The sequence below is a fragment of the Wolbachia endosymbiont (group A) of Brachyopa scutellaris genome, from assembly GCF_964026995.1.
In the GTDB taxonomy this organism is placed as follows: Bacteria; Pseudomonadota; Alphaproteobacteria; order Rickettsiales; family Anaplasmataceae; genus Wolbachia; species Wolbachia pipientis.
Genome location: NZ_OZ034720.1, coordinates 902,773 through 919,234, shown reverse-complemented (window position 1 = coordinate 919,234; position 16,462 = coordinate 902,773). Strand labels below are relative to the sequence as shown.

Here is a 16,462-nt window from a genome sequence, read left to right as displayed (position 1 = left end):
CATGGAGAGGCCAGTAAACTGACCTTACCCAGAAAAAGTGGAGAGAAAGAAAGGAGTTTTTTCGGGTAAAATAAAATTTTGGAGGATTAGAAATGGCAAGAGAATATACGGCAGAATTCAAATTGGAAGCTGTTAAGCTGGCAAATGAACAAAGAAAGGTAGGTCAACCAGTTGCAAAAGTAGCAAGAGATCTAGGAATAAGGGATAGTGTATTAGGAAAATGGATGAAGAAAAATAACGAAAAAAAGTCAGCGGCAAATGCATTTCCAGATGTAGCACCTTATGACAAAGAGAGATTTGATTTACAGAAAGAGTTAGCAAAAGTAACAAGAGAAAGAGACATTTTAAAAAAAGCCCTGGGATATTTTGCCAGTCAAAAAGAGTAAAATATTTTTTCATAAAAGAGCATAGTAAACACTATAAAGTGCAGGAATTATGTAGGGTTTTCTGCTAGTGGCTACTATAAGTGGACTACAAGGAAAATAAGCAGTAGAGAATCAGCAAATAAAGAGTTATTAGCAGATATTCAAAAAATATATCAAGCTTCTAAATGTAGATATGGAGCTCCTAAAATTCATGCTGAATTAAAGGCTTTGGGTAAAAGTTGCAACTTAAAAACAGTGCAAAGTATTATGCAGAAAAATGGTATTCAGGCTATATTGAGAAGAAAATTTAAAATTAAGAAACAACAAACGGACAGTAGAGTCGTAGCTCCCAATATATTAGACCAAAACTTTATTGTCGATCAACCAAATAAAGTATGGGTAACTGATATTATAGCTCTTTCCATAAAAGTCCGGATGTGATAGGATAAGGATAGATGATGATAAGGAGGTTGAATGCCAGCAGCATATAGTTATGATTTAAGAAAAAAAGGAATGGAAGCGCTAGACGAAGGAGAAAGCAGAGAAACAGTGGCAGCAAGATTTAAGATTGGACGAACTACTTTATGGGAGTGGCAGCAAAGAAGAAAAGAAACAGGAGACTTTCAATCAAAAAAACTTGGAAATGGGGGTTACAATCACAAAATTACCGACTGGGATACCTTTGCCAAATTTGCCAGAGAACACGGAGGAAAGACTCTATCGGAAATGGCTAAACTTTGGAACAACGTTAGTATCCAAACGATCTATCGAGCCCTTAAAAAAATTGGATTTACGCGCAAAAAAAGACATATGGATACAAGGAAAGAAACGAAGAAAAACGTGCTGAATTTTTGAAAATTATAGCGACAAAAGAACCTAAAAACTTAGTGTATATAGATGAGTCTGGCATTGATAACACCGAAGACTACCCCTACGGATATTGCCAGAAAGGACAGCGGTTTTATGCCTTAAAATCTGGAAAGAAAACTCAACGAATCAGTATGGTTGCAGCCTTAAGTGGAAGAAAGATAATTGTTCCGTTAACCTTTGAAGGCCACTGTAATATGGATGTTTTTAATGGATGGTTTGAGCAATTTTTGACACCGATCTTGGAACCTGGACAGACTGTCATTCTTGACAATGCTACTTTTCATAAGTCTGATAAGATTATCGAGCTTGCTAAAGGGGTTGGTGCAGAAATTTTGTATCTGCCGCCTTATTCTCCAGATTTCAACAAAATTGAGCATCATTGGTTTGCTATAAAAAACAGAGCCAGGAAAAACATTCCTCTATTCGAATCCTTTCGTCGTGCTGTTGATTCTGCCTTCCTATGACCTGTTCGGACTATTATGAGAAATGCTATACTTATATAAAAACCAAAGAAGGATGGCTATATTTGGCAACAATAATCGATCTATATTCACGCATGGTAGTTGGCTGGTCAATGAGCAGTTCAATAAATAAACAATTGGTTATGGACTCTTTATTAATGGCCGTTAACAAGCGTAAACCTGCCAAAAATCTACTATTACATAGTGATCAAGGTTCACAATATACTTCGCAAGGTTATCAATATCTCTTATCCATAAAAAACATAGATGAGTCATAAAGGTTGTTGTTACGACAATTCTGTTGTGGAAAGCTTCTTCAGTTCTCTAAAAAGGGAGTTACCAATAGACACCTCTCGGCACTCTAAACAGCATATCAAAACTGCTATATTTGAATATATAGAAATTTTTTATAACAAACAACGTAGACACTCCACTATTAACTATTGCATTCCTGAGCATTTTGATTCATCATTCTCTTTGTGAAAAACATTCCAAACTTTCTCTCCACTTTTTCTGGGTAAGGTCAGAGTTTTTTTACCTAATTTTAGTGAATGAAACCTCTCTCCTTTTCTGCAATATCCGTATGGGTAGTCTTCTGTATTGTATATCCCAGATTCATCAATATATACAAGATTATCACGATGTTTTGTCGCTATAACCCTTGCAAATTGAGCTCGCTTTTCTTCATTTCTTTCTTTATATCCGTAGGTCTTTTTTTCTTGTAAATCCAATATTTTTAAGTGCGCGGTGAATCATTTGTCGACTCCAGAGTTTGGCCATCTCTGACTGAGTCTTGCCACCATGGTTTTTTGCAAATTCGGTGAAGACATTCCAGTCGGTAATTTTATGCTACGCTTCCAGGCTTTTTTGACTGAAAATCTCCCGTTTCCTCACGCCTTTTCTGCCACTCATATAAAGTCGTTTTTCCAATTTTAAATCTCTTGGCAACAGTTGCTCTACTTTCTCCTTCATCCAATGCTTCCATTGCTTTTTTCCTTAAGTCGTAACTATACGCTGCTGGCATACAAACCCCTCTACCATAAATCCATTCTTACCTTATTTGGATTATTATGAGAAGAGCTATAACTCTATGGGAGGGAAGCAAAATCTGGGATTCGGCCTTAATGGCATTAGCGTCGCATCAGCTTCACCCTCCCTGTGAGGTATTTTAGCTCTAATGCCTCACATCATAAAGATACAAGTGTCAAGCTACTTGGATGACAGGGGAGGGAGGCACTGGGATGACAGGAGAAGGTAGTGGGATGACACCCTGACAACCGTCATCCCGCTGCTTGTTAGCGGGATCTAGAGATACCGCGAATGAATCGCGGCATGACGTAGGACTGCTTTCATTCCAGTGCTTGACACTGGAATCCAGCCTTTCTGCAATCTCATCGAAAACGTTGTAACCACTTTCTATGCTAGTTTGCTTGTGAGCAACCTGGATTCCAGTGTCAAGCACTGGAATGACACCGTTATAAAGGAACCAGTGTCAGCTACTTGAATGACACAGTCTTTGCTTAAACCCGTAACGTTCGTACATTTTGCTAAAAGTTCAAATATCAACATCATGCACGTTGAGTGCATTGCTATTAATAAAATCACGGCGTGGTTCAACTATATCACCCATTAGTATTGAAAATATGGAATCAGCTTCTTCACAATCTTTTATTTCAACCTTTAGTAAAGTTCTAGCCTCAGGATTTAACGTAGTATCCCATAGCTGATCAGCATTCATTTCACCAAGACCTTTAAATCTCTGCAGAGTTAAACCCTTTTTACCATAGTCCATTATTATTTTTGCAAGCGTACTTGGAGAAGTGATTCTTATTTCAGTTTCTTGTGATTTTAAAAATGAATCACCATTAAATAAATTACTTATACCATCAAGCAAACTTAATATGTTTTGCATATCTTTGCCTTCAAGCATACTAAGTGCAAATATATATTTGTCTGCCAATCCTTGAAACAATTTAGAGATGTGAATTTCTTTTTCTTCATCTTTTATTTCCACTTCCCAAGTATATTCGCTGTACATTAACTTCAAATACTTTAATATATCATCAGCCGATGATAGAGCATTCTTTTTGCTTAAAATTAGCAATGACTCTAAGAGATTTTGTGGTATCTCTCTATCATAATTTTTGCTAATATTAGAAATGCTAACGCATTTATTCAAAATAAGGCGCAAATCGTTAAATTCTGTAGCTGTACTACTTAGTGTTAATCTTTTAACTGCTGAGTTTATTATATACTCTTCAAAAGTTTCGTCATCTTTAATATAAGTGTCTTTAGCATTCTTTGTAACTTTATAGAGGGGTGGCTGTGCTATGTATAAGTAGCCTTTTTCAATAACTTCACGCATGTGTCTAAAAAAGAAAGTCAGAATCAAAGTTCTTATATGTGAACCATCAACATCTGCATCTGTCATGATGATAATTTTATGATATCTAGCTTTTTCAATATCGAAGTGTTCACTCCCTATTCCAGCACCAATTGCAGTAATTAAAGAGCCTATTTCTGCAGATGAAAAAATACGATCTAAACTTACACGTTCTACGTTTAGAATTTTTCCTCTTAAGGCAAGCACTGCTTGTGTTTTACGATTACGCCCCTGCTTTGCAGTACCACCTGCTGAATTACCCTCTACTATAAATAATTCCGATAACTCAGGAGCTTTTTCCTGACAATCAGCAAGCTTTCCTGGCAGAGTTGCAATATCAATATTGTTTTTGCTTTTAACTAGCTCTCGTGCTTTTCTTGCGGCTTCTCTTCCTTTTGCTGACCTAATTGCTTTTTCTACTATGCTTGCCGCCAATTTGGGATCAGTTTCAAGGATTGTGCTCAATTTATCAGAAACTATACTTTCTACAACTGCACGTGCTTCAGAACTAACTAGTTTATCTTTTGTTTGTGAAGAAAACTTAGGGTCAGGCATCTTGAGAGATAAAACACAAGTTAAACCTTCTCTAACGTCCTCTCCAGTTAAATTTACTTTTGCTTTCTTTAAAAACCCTTCATTAGTTGCATAGTTATTGATACATCTAGTTAGTGCAGATCTAAATCCTGCCAAATGCGTACCACCATCTTGTTGTCTTATATTATTTGTGAAGCATAACATATGTTCATAGTAGGAATCATTCCATTCCATCGATATTTCCAAGCTGATGCCGAGATCTTCTGCATCTCCTTTCATACTGGCAATTTTAGTTACATGTGTCTTATTCTTATCTAAGTACCGCACAAAATTCGCTGTACCAAAATTGTCTTTAGATTGATTGCTCTGATTGAAATGAGATTCTATATATGGTTCATTGCGCAGATCACGTAAAGTAATGTCGATATTTGAATTTAAAAATGCTAATTCTCTTATACGACTTTCAAGCGTTGAGTAACTGAAATTAATGCCATTAAAAGTCTCTGTTGATGGCATGAACGTGACTTTAGTTCCTCTTTTGTTTGTATTTTCGTTGACTACCTTTAAAGGTTCAATAGACTCACCATCTTCAAAACGCATAAAGTGTTCTTTCTTATTGCGCCAAATAATTAATTCCAACCAGCTTGATAATGCATTCACAACTGAGATTCCAACACCATGTAATCCCCCAGAAACTTTATAGGTATTACTGTCAAATTTACCACCAGCATGGAGTTGAGTCATTATTACCTCTGCTGCTGATATTCCTTCTTCTTCATGAATGTCAGTTGGAATGCCACGACCATTGTCGGTTACTGATACTGAACCATCTTTATTTATGCTAACTTCAATTTTATCACAATATCCAGCTAAAGATTCATCTATTGCGTTGTCAATAACCTCATATACCATGTGGTGCAAGCCAGATCCATCGTCAGTGTCACCAATGTACATACCTGGACGTTTCCTTACAGCATCAAGACCCCTTAAGATTTTTATTGCATCGGCATTATAACTATTTTCCATGGTATTGCTTCGTTTATGAATGTTAATTAATATTACATTCATATATGCTGATTAGCAACATTTTTAAACTGATAACCCATATTAAAAGCACAACTTTACGAATGTTTATTTTTGAAGACAGCAAATAGTGTCATTCCAATGTGTCTTCCATAACTGTACGAACATTTATTTTTGAAGGTAAATTGCACAACAGATGATGTCATTCCAGTGCTTGACACTGGAATCCAGAAATTTTGCTTATAACTGAGCTGATGAGCTAAAGGTAGTTGTCTTACGCTAAAACAAACGTTTTTAATTAAGTTGCATAGAAGCTGGATCCCAGTGTCTGGGCACTGGGATGACACCCCACTGGTGGGAATTGCTCCCAAACTACAACGTTCGTACAGTTGTGTGTGTCTTCCCATGGAGATTGCTCTCAAATCATAATGCTCATGCAGTTGCATGCTCGACTAATTAACAGAAAAATCTATAATTCAGTTTACGTATTTTCTTATCTCAGCCAAAATCTTATCAGATTGACTTTCGTCTGAATTTAAATCAGCTGCAAAGTGTGTAACATATTTTCCTCCAGGGCCAATAAGGTACATTATTGAAGAATGGTTGATTTCTTCTTCTCCACCAACTTTGCTAGCATATACTTTATACTTTGCAATTACTTCGTCTATTTTTTCTCTTTCACCAGTTAACATTTGTATTCTGTGGTCAAATTGCTGCTGAAATTCTTTAAGTCTTTCCGTGCTATCGCGCTCAGGATCGACTGTGATGAAGAATGTTTGTAGCTTGTTGTTAGTTTTCTCATCTAACTTTGCAAGTGTTTCTGAAATTATTCCAAGGTTCATAGGGCAAATTCTTTTGCATGAGGAAAACCCAAAGAAAATCATCATGTATTTATCTTTAAAATCACTACTGCGCAAGATCTGTCCGTCCTGATTAATTAAAGAAAAATCTCCGCCTATCTTAACTTCTGCGTTGTGAATCGCTGCTGGGGCAAATATGCCTTTTTTAGTGAAATAACAATAACCTAAAAAAACAACTGCTAATGCTGCTAGCACATTAGATAATAATCTTATAAACCTTACCATTAGAATGCTCTCAGTAAAATTGAATTGTATCTTTATTGGTTAACCTATTCAATATATTTATTCCAAAGTGTATTGTTAATTTTGTCTAACAGTTTCTTATGTTCATCAATTTCTTCACTATTTGGTGAATGTTCTCTGGGAGTTAGATTACGTACTTTATGCTGAACGAATGTGGAGTTACTGTCCTGATTGCATTCATTATCAAACAGAAAGGTTTGTAACCCTCCTGTAAGTTCAACATATACCTTTGCAAGCAATTGAGCATCAACTAGTGCTCCGTGCAATTCTCTATTCTCTAGCGATATATCAAAACGCTTACATAATGCATTCAAAGAAGCAGGTGATCCTGCGAATTTTTTCCTCGCAAGAGGTAATGTATCTAGCACTCTATCTGAGGAAATTAACCCAGCATTCAGCTTGCTTAACTCCATGTTAAGGAACTTAACATCGAATTCAGCGTTGTGAATTACCAAAATATCATTAGATATAAAGTCAAGAAATTCAAGTGCAACATCTGAAAATAATGGTTTATCTTCTAAAAATTCTTCACTAATACCGTGAATCTTAAACGAGTGATAAGGTATATCTCTTTCTGGGTTAAGGTACCGATGGAATACTTTACCTGTTGGAATGCGGTTAATTAATTCCACACACCCTATTTCAATAATTCGATGACCAGATTCAGTGTCAAGACCTGTCGTTTCAGTGTCAAGTACTATTTCGCGTAGCTTGCTTTCCATTTCAAATAAAACTCATCTTACTTATCATTTGTCTTATCGTTACTTGTCTTTTTATAGTGAATAGAAACAAGCAACCAGCTTGGGTCTGATGAATTAATATTTTTTTTGAATTGCCATACATCCTCAACTTTATTAATGGTGGATGTACTACCTGATATTATATTTTCTGAGCTATCTTTAATAAAGTTAATTTGCTCTGAAAGGAAATATACTGCAATAAACACTACATTTTTTACTAGCTTTATTTCTAAAATCTTTTGTGAAACGACAGAAACAATTATAGACTCGTGCACCTCTTTACGATGTTTAATCTTCTCTACGAAGTTGTTGTATAAATCTTTATCCAAGAGAGATTTTAACTGGGACAGATTTCCTTGATTGAAATACTTTATTATTAATTCAAAAGCTATGCTTGAACCTTCTATAAAGTGGGAAATGGAGAAGTTCTTGTTTTTTTGTAATATTTGTTCATAAGTAACTTTTATTGAACTTTTGTTGTTGCTATCAATGTAACCCTCAATGTTTTCTACTACATCTTCTCTACTTCGGCTTACATCCAATACACTAGTTAGGTTTTTTAGGTTGAGGTTGGCTGACCTTCCTAAAGAATTATACAAACGTGAAAAAATGAACGCCGCTAATAAAGCATATATTGCAAGCTCTATCATAGTAACTTAACTCCTTGGCATATAAAGTATCCGAACATTATTAATTATTAATGAAAATATGTTTTTCATATCAACTTATAATCAGGTTTGCTATTCGTTTGTAAATGAATATATTATATAAGAAAGTATTAAATATCTCAACTTAATTAAAGGAGACGTAAGAAATGCCACAACAAAAAATGAGAATTCACGGTCAATATGTTAAAGATCTATCGTTTGAGAATCCGAATTCGCCATTCCTTTCTTCTAGTAGAGCTCCCGATATTAATGTAATGGTTAATATCAATTCAGCGAAATTAGAAGGAATGGAAAACAAAGAAGGAGCGAATGAAGAAAAATCTTTCCATGAAATTACTTTGCATATAGAAGTCAAAGCAATGGTAAAAGATGAAGGCATAAAAGATGGCGTAGCTTTCATTTGTGAGACGAAATATTGTGGCATTTTTTCAATAGAAAATTTAAAAGAGTTGAGTGAGGAAGAGGTAAGACAAGCTTTGTTTATTGGCGGACCTACTTTTCTTTTCCCTTTTGCAAGAGAAATAATTGCAAGAGTTACAAGTAGTGGTGGATTTCCCCCACTGATGCTAGATCCTATAGATTTTGAAACTATGTATGAGCAGCAAGGTCAACAACAAAAAAGTAACGGTAGTAATTCCAATTTTAACTAATACAGTGTAATATATAGCTGAAAATAGCTGTGCTACTGAGGTACCAAAGGAGGAAATATCTGAAATGAAGCAGAATATGCATAATAATTTTGAATGTGATCTATATATCCAGTTGTCATCCAAATGTACTTCATCCTTGTCATCCAGGTGCAAATTATTCTTGTCATCCCAGTGCGTGACACTGGGATCTAGTTCACAACTGTACGAACGTTGCAATGTGACACGATGTTGCATAATAAATGATGTCATTCCAGTGCGTGATACTGGAATCCAGTTCTTATTATACAGCTATCTGGTGTACTTATTTAAAATTAAGTTTTCTGGATCTCAGTGCCAAAGCACTGGGATGACACCCTTCCTGGCGGAGATTATTCTCAAATCACAATGTTCGTACAGTTGTGGATCCAGTTTCGTTGTTCAATTTCATCAAAAGTGTTGTATAGCGTGCTTATTTGCAATCAAATTTTCTGGATCCCAGTGTCTGGGCACTGGGATGACATTGGTAGTTATGCTTACTCTACTGCAACACGGGACGTTCGTACAGTTGTGTGTCATGCACTGGAATGACATCATTAGTTGATTTTTCACTTAAAAATGGTTATGCAGGATGAATAATTCTTTAAACGCAAAAACGACTTTAAACATTGACAGGAAGTCATACAACTATTTTAGCCTAAGTAGTGCTAGTGAATTTTTAGGAATAGATGTGACTAAATTGCCCTGCTCACTTAAGGTTCTGCTTGAAAATTTATTGCGCAATGAAGATGGAGTAAACGTAAAGCTGGATGACATAAGAGTACTAGCAGACTGCGTTAATAAACACACTAATCACGAAATTAGCTATAAACCAGCAAGGGTGTTGATGCAAGATTTTACAGGGGTTCCTGCTGTTGTTGATTTAGCTTCAATGCGGAGTTATGTTAAGAAAAATGGAGGAAACCCGAGCAATATAAATCCGTCTGTACCGGTTGACCTTGTGATTGACCATTCTGTTCAAGTAGATAATTATGGAAGTGTTTCCGCATTCAGTAAGAATGTTGAGCTAGAAGTAAAAAGAAATTTGGAGAGATATCAATTTTTAAAGTGGGGAGAATCGTCCTTCACAAATTTTAGAGTAGTGCCGCCTGGCACAGGGATTTGCCACCAAGTGAATCTTGAATATTTAGCGCAAGTTGTGTGTAATAATGATGGAGTCATATATCCTGATACTTTAGTTGGTACTGACAGCCATACTACAATGGTTAACGGATTATCAGTTCTTGGTTGGGGTGTTGGAGGCATAGAAGCTGAGTCTGTGATGCTTGGTCAACCAATTAGTATGGTGATTCCAGAAGTAGTTGGATTTAAATTAATTGGCAGATTGTCGGAAGGAGTAACTGCGACCGATTTAGTGCTGACGGTTACCAATATCCTAAGAACAAAAGGCGTTGTTGGTAAGTTTGTAGAATTTTATGGTGATGGTTTAGATTATTTATCTTTGGCAGATAGAGCCACTATAGCAAACATGGCCCCGGAGTATGGTGCAACTTGTGGATTTTTTCCAATTGATCAGAAAACACTCGATTATTTACATTTAACAGGGCGACCAGAAGAGCTGATCAAATTAGTTGAAGTCTATTCAAAAGAGCAGGGATTGTGGCGCAGCAATGACGAATTAGCATTTTTTGACACACTAGAGCTTGATTTATCAAGCGTGAAGCCAGTAATGGCTGGTCCCAAAAGACCACAAGATAAGGTTTTTCTTTCACAAGTGGCAGAGTCTTTTTCTAAATCATTTTCAGTTAATGAGTCAAAGGAAAGCGATAAACTCCAAGATGGAAGTGTAGTTATTGCAGCAATAACAAGCTGCACTAATACTTCTAATCCAAGTGTGATGATTGCTGCAGGTCTTGTAGCTCGTAATGCAATTAAACTTGGATTAAAATCAAAGCCTTGGGTTAAAACTTCTCTTGCTCCAGGTTCACAAGTTGTAACAGAATATTTAGAAAAGTCTGGATTGCAGGTAGATCTAAATGCTTTGGGTTTTAATCTAGTTGGATATGGTTGCACAACTTGCATTGGGAATTCTGGTCCACTTAATAAAGATATAGAAGATGGCATTAAAAACAAAAACTTAACCGTTGCTGCAGTTTTATCTGGCAATCGTAACTTTGAAGGAAGAATTCATCCGTTAGTCAAAGCTAATTACTTGGCATCTCCGCCACTTGTTGTTGCATATGCACTTGCTGGTACTGTGCAAACTGATTTGACAAAAGATTCAATATGCAAAGATAAGAATGGAAATGATGTCTATCTCAAAGATATATGGCCAACAAACAATGAAATCGAAGATTGCGTTAAAAGTGTGGTAACACGTGAGATGTTCATACAAAAGTATAAGGATGTTTTTTCTGGTGATGAACATTGGCGAAAGATAAAGTGTGAAAAAAGTGAAATCTATAATTGGGATGCAAACAGCACTTACATACAAGATCCGCCCTATTTTGATAATTTATCACCTAAAAATAATAAAATCGATATAAAAGGTGCACAAATATTGGCAATGTTTGGCGATAGCGTAACCACTGATCACATTTCCCCTGCGGGAAATATTGCCTCAAGTAGTCCTGCCGGTCTATATTTAAAAAATCTTGGAATTGAGCCACAGGACTTTAATTCGTATGGATCTCGTCGTGGTAATCACAATGTAATGATGCGTGGCACTTTTGCTAACATTAGAATAAAAAATGAAATGGTTAGCACCGAAGGTGGATATACAAAATATATTCCTTCTCAAGAAATTATGTCAATTTTCGATGCAGCAATGCGCTACAAGGAAGCTCTCATCATTGTGGCAGGGAAGGAATATGGCACAGGTTCAAGTAGGGATTGGGCAGCAAAGGGTACTTTATTGTTGGGGGTTAAAGTTGTCATTGCAGAAAGCTTCGAGCGCATACATAGATCCAACTTAGTTGGCATGGGTGTTCTTCCACTTATATTCCAAAACGGAATAACTAGAAAGGTATTTGATGGTGATGAGGTAATAAGCATAAAAGGTGAAGTAGTACCAAATGGAAATCTAGAATGTATCATCAAAAGAAAGGATAATTCAGAACAATCAATTCAACTCAAATGCTGTGTACAAACCGCAACTGAGATTAAATACTTAATGCATGGCGGAGTATTGAGCTACATACTTCTCTCGACTTAGTAAAAGTAAGTACTAGACTTCTTTTAGCTCCAGCCCTGGTCCCTTTGTAAATAGCAATTTGCTCTGCGCAAAGTTATGATATAATTTCACCATACATATGGTGTCGGAGTATTTTTTGGAGATAATTATATATGATAAGCTCTATACAAGAACCTAATGAACTCAGAAAACGTTTACAAGGATTTTATCGTACTGATGAGAAAAGTTATGTACGTCGCCTTGTAGAAAAAACAGAGCTTTCGGCTGATTCAAAAAATAGAATTTATAATATTGCAAAACAAGTTATTGAAAAAATCAAACACAATAAATTAAGTATTGTAGATTCCTTTATGCAGCAATACTCGCTTTCCAACGACGAAGGAATAGCGCTTATGTGTCTTGCTGAATCGCTACTTAGAATACCAGATGATTATACAATAGACGAAATAATCAAAGATAAAATTGCCAATCAGGAATGGAATAAATATTTAGGGCACTCTTCTTCGTTGTTTGTTAATGCTTCCACATGGAGCTTGATGATAGGTAGCAGTATATTGAGAGATAATGAAGGCGATTCGAAGTTCTATTACGCAATTTCTAAGTTACTTAAGAATTTAGGAGAACCGATCATTCGCAAAGCAGTAAAACAAGCAATGTCTATGCTTGGTAATCATTTTGTTGTTGGAGAAACCATAGAAGAAGCTTTAAGGTACGCAAAACTAGATGACAATAGTAAGTTTTTATACTCTTTTGATATGCTCGGTGAAGCTGCTCACACAGCTGAGGATGCAGAAGAGTATTTTAATTCATATATGCATTCAATAAAAGCTATAGGTGAATCCACTAACATAAATGATTGCTTTAAATCGCATGGAATTTCAATCAAATTGTCTGCGTTGCATCCACGTTATGAATTCAGCCAATTCGATAATATAGCTGAAGAGCTGAGAGCTAAGCTATTAGAGCTTTGTCATGAAGCAAAAAAATACAACATTTCATTATGTATAGACGCAGAAGAATCAGAAAGACTTGAGATGTCATTAGTTTTATTCGAGCAATTGCGTCTTGATGAGTCACTTTCTGAGTGGGAAGGGCTTGGCTTGGCTGTGCAAGCGTATCAAAAACGTGCTTTGTCTGTTCTTGATTTTGTTGAGGATGTTGCTATTCGGTCAAAACATAAAATTATGGTGAGACTTGTGAAAGGAGCATATTGGGACTCAGAAATCAAGTGCGCACAAGAGCTAGGGTTAAACGGTTATCCAGTATTTACAAGAAAAAGCTACACAGATGTATGTTACCTTGCATGTGCACAGAAGCTTTTAAGCAAAGTAAATCACTTTTACCCATGCTTTGGAACTCATAATGCTTATACTTTTGCTACTATAATAGAGCTTGCTGATAAAAATCATCCTGGGTTTGAATTTCAGCGCTTACACGGAATGGGTAAAGGTTTATATGATTATGCAATGTCAGAACTTGCAACAAGTATCAGTTGTCGTATATATGCACCGGTTGGTAAACACAGTGATTTATTACCATACCTTATTAGTCGTCTTCTTGAAAATGGAGCTAATAGTTCATTTATCAATCAAATAAATGATTCTAACGTTAAAATTGAAGAGTTGGTTTTAGATCCATTAGAAAAAGCTAAAAGCCTAGAGTATGAACCCCATTCAAGCATTCCATTGCCACAAGATATTTTTGGAGAGGAAAGGAAAAACTCCTTGGGAATGGATATTAGTGATTCAATTACAGTTTCGCAACTTGCAAATGATATAAAAAAATTTAGTGAAAAGAAATGGCAAATTGGGCCAATAATTGATGGAAAGGCACTATTTGATAGTGCTGAATTTATCGAAGTAGTGAATCCTGCACATTTGGAAAATGTAATTGGAGAAGTGTCAAGTGCAACAAGCGATCAAGCTTTAAACGCTCTTGAAATAGCACATAGTGCTTTTACTAAGTGGCAGAATGTTTCAGCAGTAGAGCGCGCTAAATACCTCGAAAAAGCTGCAGATTTGCTTGAGGAAAGGATGAAGGAGTTAATTTACATTCTGATTGTGGAAGCAGGAAAAATTTTATCCGATGCAATAGCAGAAGTAAGAGAGGCAGTGGATTTCTTACGTTACTACGCAACGATAGCAAAAAATGAACTGAGCGACTGGAAAAGATTGCCAGGTCCAACGGGTGAAGATAACTTCATCTTTTTTGAAGGCAGAGGAGTTTTCCTGTGTATATCACCATGGAATTTTCCACTTGCTATCTTCATTGGGCAGGTTTCAGCTGCACTTGCAGCAGGTAATGCGGTGCTGGCAAAACCGGCAGAGCAAACGCCGATCATTGCCTACGAAGCTGTTAAGATACTACATGAAGCTGGAATACCAAAAAATGTGTTACACCTCATTCCTGGGGATGGTGGATATTTAGGCAAAATATTAGTTCCAGACAATAGAATTGCTGGAGTAGCTTTTACTGGCTCAACACAAACTGCTCAAATAATTAATAAAATGCTTGCGGATAGGGATGGGCCTATTGTGCCGCTTATTGCTGAAACAGGAGGGCTCAATGCTATGATTGTTGATAGCTCCGCTCTCTTAGAGCAAGTGACTACAGATGTTGTACTTTCTGCGTTTCGCAGTGCCGGCCAACGCTGTTCTACACTTAGAGTGCTGTTTATTCAAGAGGACATAGCAGAGAAGCAGATAAAAATGATATGTGGTGCAGCGCAAGAACTCAAGATTGGTGACCCAATACAACTTAGTACCGATATTGGGCCAATAATTGACAAAACGTCTCTCGATGTGCTGATCCAACATACGCAAAAAATGTCAGAGGACGAAGATTCAAATCTGTTATTTAAAGTACCCATGGATACAAATTCTCATAATGGTTATTTCTTTCCTCCATATATTTATGAGATACAAAAAATTTCGCAATTAAAGCAAGAAGTATTTGGTCCTATTTTACATATCATACGTTTTAACAAGTCACAATTAAATGAAGTTATAAGTGATATAAATAGTACTGGATATGGACTTACGTTTTCTTTGCAGAGTCGTATACAAAGTCAAATTGACACTATAAGTAAAAAAATATCAGTTGGAAATGTCTACATCAACCGTAACCAGATAGGTGCAGCAGTGGGGATACAACCATTTGGTGGTAGAGGACTATCTGGCACTGGGCCAAAAGCTGGTGGTCCTCATTATTTACAGCGTTTTTCTACAGAAAAAGTTGTAAGTGTTAACACTACAGCATTTGGTGGTAACACTACACTTATGTGTTTGGATTAATTTGCAGGCCCTAATTTTTCTTACCCCTAAACTAGACGTTCGTGCAGTTATGTACACAGCGCTAAAATCCGAAAAGGACCAGCTCATGCACTGAAATAAATCGTATCCGTTCAGCCAATGACGTCAACTTAAGAACTTTCATTAGCAAACTCTCCTAAAGACATGATGGCGTTTAGGCTTATCTACTTTATTGCGGCTCTCCCGGTCGGATTTTAACTTTAGCGCGTATACTTAAAAAGGGCTTGAAAGTTTTTTGGCGCAATAAGTATAGCTCTTTCCATAAAAGTCCGGATGTGATAGGATAAGGATAGATGATGATAAGGAGGTTGAATGCCAGCAGCATATAGTTATGATTTAAGAAAAAAAGCAATGGAAGTGCTAGACGAAGGAGAAAGCAGAGAAACAGTGGCAGCAAGATTTAAGATTGGACGAACTACTTTATGGGAGTGGCAGCAAAGAAGAAAAGAAACAGGAGACTTTCAATCAAAAAAACTTGGAAATGGGGGTTACAATCACAAAATTACCGACTGGGATACCTTTGCCAAATTTGCCAGAGAACACGGAGGAAAGACTCTATCGGAAATGGCTAAACTTTGGAACAACGTTAGTATCCAAACGATCTATCGAGCCCTTAAAAAAATTGGATTTACGCGCAAAAAAAGACATATGGATACAAGGAAAGAAACGAAGAAAAACGTGCTGAATTTTTGAAAATTATAGCGACAAAAGAACCTAAAAACTTAGTGTATATAGATGAGTCTGGCATTGATAACACCGAAGACTACCCCTACGGATATTGCCAGAAAGGACAGCGGTTTTATGCCTTAAAATCTGGAAAGAAAACTCAACGAATCAGTATGGTTGCAGCCTTAAGTGGAAGAAAGATAGTTGTTCCGTTAACCTTTGAAGGCCACTGTAATATGGATGTTTTTAATGGATGGTTTGAGCAATTTTTGACACCGATCTTGGAACCTGGACAGACTGTCATTCTTGACAATGCTACTTTTCATAAGTCTGATAAGATTATCGAGCTTGCTAAAGGGGTTGGTGCAGAAATTTTGTATCTGCCGCCTTATTCTCCAGATTTCAACAAAATTGAGCATCATTGGTTTGCTATAAAAAAAAGAGCCAGGAAAAACATTCCTCTATTCGAATCCTTTCGTCGTGCTGTTGATTCTGCCTTCCTATGACCTGTTCGGACTA

The 16,462-nt window shown here is 36.5% G+C and carries 16 protein-coding genes and 2 pseudogenes; 11 read left to right on the top strand and 7 right to left on the bottom strand.

Annotation, left to right across the window (positions count from 1 at the left end; all coding sequences use genetic code 11):
• The first annotated feature begins 92 nt into the window (after positions 1–92).
• From AAGD93_RS04625 to AAGD93_RS07685, 6 genes and pseudogenes are all read left to right on the top strand, one after another.
• Entirely contained in the window at positions 93–386 is a 294-nt protein-coding gene (locus AAGD93_RS04625) for a transposase (protein ID WP_341819051.1), read from the top strand.
• A 21-nt stretch (positions 387–407) separates the two neighbouring features.
• A pseudogene (locus AAGD93_RS04620) lies at positions 408–614 on the top strand (IS3 family transposase); the annotation flags it as partial.
• Between the two features lie 18 nt (positions 615–632).
• A complete protein-coding gene (locus AAGD93_RS04615; RefSeq protein ID WP_341819178.1) occupies positions 633–806 on the top strand; it encodes a hypothetical protein in 174 nt (57 codons plus the stop codon).
• A 33-nt stretch (positions 807–839) separates the two neighbouring features.
• Positions 840–1,699, top strand: a protein-coding gene (locus AAGD93_RS04610) for an IS630 family transposase (RefSeq protein ID WP_341819153.1) whose coding sequence is annotated in 2 segments (ribosomal slippage) — positions 840–1,164 and positions 1,164–1,699 — 861 coding nt in all. Because the reading frame shifts where the segments join, the coding sequence is not laid out codon by codon here.
• Complete coding sequence (locus tag AAGD93_RS04605; protein ID WP_341819176.1) at positions 1,696–1,974, top strand: DDE-type integrase/transposase/recombinase; 279 nt, start codon at positions 1,696–1,698, stop codon at positions 1,972–1,974. The genes AAGD93_RS04610 and AAGD93_RS04605 overlap by 4 nt, the downstream gene beginning before the upstream one ends.
• Positions 1,964–2,179, top strand: coding sequence for an IS3 family transposase (locus tag AAGD93_RS07685; RefSeq protein ID WP_353277370.1), 216 nt, complete (start codon positions 1,964–1,966; stop codon positions 2,177–2,179). Before AAGD93_RS04605 ends, AAGD93_RS07685 begins: the two co-directional genes overlap by 11 nt.
• Positions 2,180–2,226: 47 nt before the next feature.
• Here the strand turns inward: AAGD93_RS07685 and AAGD93_RS04600 are convergent.
• The 7 genes and pseudogenes from AAGD93_RS04600 to AAGD93_RS04570 form a co-directional block, all read right to left on the bottom strand.
• Positions 2,227–2,720: pseudogene (locus AAGD93_RS04600) on the bottom strand (IS630 transposase-related protein); the annotation flags it as partial.
• A gap of 180 nt (positions 2,721–2,900) precedes the next feature.
• Positions 2,901–3,158, bottom strand: a complete 258-nt coding sequence (locus AAGD93_RS04595; protein WP_010962372.1) for a hypothetical protein — start codon at positions 3,156–3,158, stop codon at positions 2,901–2,903.
• A gap of 93 nt (positions 3,159–3,251) precedes the next feature.
• Positions 3,252–5,639: a DNA topoisomerase (ATP-hydrolyzing) subunit B gene (gene gyrB, locus AAGD93_RS04590; RefSeq protein ID WP_341819175.1), complete on the bottom strand. Its 2,388-nt coding sequence runs from the start codon at positions 5,637–5,639 to the stop codon at positions 3,252–3,254.
• A 95-nt stretch (positions 5,640–5,734) separates the two neighbouring features.
• Positions 5,735–6,082, bottom strand: a complete 348-nt coding sequence (locus AAGD93_RS04585; RefSeq protein WP_341819174.1) for a hypothetical protein — start codon at positions 6,080–6,082, stop codon at positions 5,735–5,737.
• Between the two features lie 30 nt (positions 6,083–6,112).
• Positions 6,113–6,721, bottom strand: coding sequence for an SCO family protein (locus AAGD93_RS04580; RefSeq protein WP_010962368.1), 609 nt, complete (start codon positions 6,719–6,721; stop codon positions 6,113–6,115).
• Between the two features lie 44 nt (positions 6,722–6,765).
• Positions 6,766–7,461: a DNA polymerase III subunit epsilon gene (gene dnaQ / locus AAGD93_RS04575; RefSeq protein WP_064124802.1), complete on the bottom strand. Its 696-nt coding sequence runs from the start codon at positions 7,459–7,461 to the stop codon at positions 6,766–6,768.
• A gap of 17 nt (positions 7,462–7,478) precedes the next feature.
• Positions 7,479–8,129, bottom strand: coding sequence for a Tim44/TimA family putative adaptor protein (locus AAGD93_RS04570; RefSeq protein WP_341819173.1), 651 nt, complete (start codon positions 8,127–8,129; stop codon positions 7,479–7,481).
• Between the two features lie 164 nt (positions 8,130–8,293).
• Here AAGD93_RS04570 and secB point away from each other — a divergent pair, with 164 nt between their 5' ends.
• From secB to AAGD93_RS04545, 5 genes are all read left to right on the top strand, one after another.
• Complete coding sequence (gene secB, locus AAGD93_RS04565; protein ID WP_341819172.1) at positions 8,294–8,797, top strand: protein-export chaperone SecB; 504 nt, start codon at positions 8,294–8,296, stop codon at positions 8,795–8,797.
• 76 nt (positions 8,798–8,873) lie between these two features.
• The gene (locus AAGD93_RS04560) at positions 8,874–9,377 is read left to right on the top strand and encodes a hypothetical protein (protein ID WP_245611052.1); all 504 of its coding nucleotides are present in this window, start codon (positions 8,874–8,876) and stop codon (positions 9,375–9,377) included.
• A gap of 27 nt (positions 9,378–9,404) precedes the next feature.
• The gene (gene acnA, locus AAGD93_RS04555; protein ID WP_341819170.1) at positions 9,405–11,987 is read left to right on the top strand and encodes an aconitate hydratase AcnA; all 2,583 of its coding nucleotides are present in this window, start codon (positions 9,405–9,407) and stop codon (positions 11,985–11,987) included.
• Between the two features lie 131 nt (positions 11,988–12,118).
• A complete protein-coding gene (gene putA / locus AAGD93_RS04550; RefSeq protein WP_341819169.1) occupies positions 12,119–15,259 on the top strand; it encodes a bifunctional proline dehydrogenase/L-glutamate gamma-semialdehyde dehydrogenase PutA in 3,141 nt (1,046 codons plus the stop codon).
• A 330-nt stretch (positions 15,260–15,589) separates the two neighbouring features.
• Positions 15,590–16,449, top strand: a protein-coding gene (locus AAGD93_RS04545) for an IS630 family transposase (RefSeq protein WP_341819168.1) whose coding sequence is annotated in 2 segments (ribosomal slippage) — positions 15,590–15,914 and positions 15,914–16,449 — 861 coding nt in all. Because the reading frame shifts where the segments join, the coding sequence is not laid out codon by codon here.
• Positions 16,450–16,462: the final 13 nt, after the last annotated feature.

What these genes read in the sequence shown, in the direction of transcription:
- putA (WP_341819169.1), top strand. Translation starts at nt 12,119, where the DNA reads ATGATAAGCTCTATACAAGAACCTAATGAACTCAGAAAACGTTTACAA.
- AAGD93_RS04615 (WP_341819178.1), top strand. Translation starts at nt 633, where the DNA reads ATGCAGAAAAATGGTATTCAGGCTATATTGAGAAGAAAATTTAAAATT.
- AAGD93_RS04560 (WP_245611052.1), top strand. Translation starts at nt 8,874, where the DNA reads ATGCATAATAATTTTGAATGTGATCTATATATCCAGTTGTCATCCAAA.
- gyrB (WP_341819175.1), bottom strand. Translation starts at nt 5,639, where the DNA reads ATGGAAAATAGTTATAATGCCGATGCAATAAAAATCTTAAGGGGTCTT.
- AAGD93_RS04580 (WP_010962368.1), bottom strand. Translation starts at nt 6,721, where the DNA reads ATGGTAAGGTTTATAAGATTATTATCTAATGTGCTAGCAGCATTAGCA.
- AAGD93_RS04625 (WP_341819051.1), top strand. Translation starts at nt 93, where the DNA reads ATGGCAAGAGAATATACGGCAGAATTCAAATTGGAAGCTGTTAAGCTG.
- acnA (WP_341819170.1), top strand. Translation starts at nt 9,405, where the DNA reads ATGAATAATTCTTTAAACGCAAAAACGACTTTAAACATTGACAGGAAG.
- AAGD93_RS04570 (WP_341819173.1), bottom strand. Translation starts at nt 8,129, where the DNA reads ATGATAGAGCTTGCAATATATGCTTTATTAGCGGCGTTCATTTTTTCA.
- dnaQ (WP_064124802.1), bottom strand. Translation starts at nt 7,461, where the DNA reads ATGGAAAGCAAGCTACGCGAAATAGTACTTGACACTGAAACGACAGGT.
- secB (WP_341819172.1), top strand. Translation starts at nt 8,294, where the DNA reads ATGCCACAACAAAAAATGAGAATTCACGGTCAATATGTTAAAGATCTA.
- AAGD93_RS04605 (WP_341819176.1), top strand. Translation starts at nt 1,696, where the DNA reads ATGACCTGTTCGGACTATTATGAGAAATGCTATACTTATATAAAAACC.
- AAGD93_RS07685 (WP_353277370.1), top strand. Translation starts at nt 1,964, where the DNA reads ATGAGTCATAAAGGTTGTTGTTACGACAATTCTGTTGTGGAAAGCTTC.
- AAGD93_RS04585 (WP_341819174.1), bottom strand. Translation starts at nt 6,082, where the DNA reads ATGCAACTGCATGAGCATTATGATTTGAGAGCAATCTCCATGGGAAGA.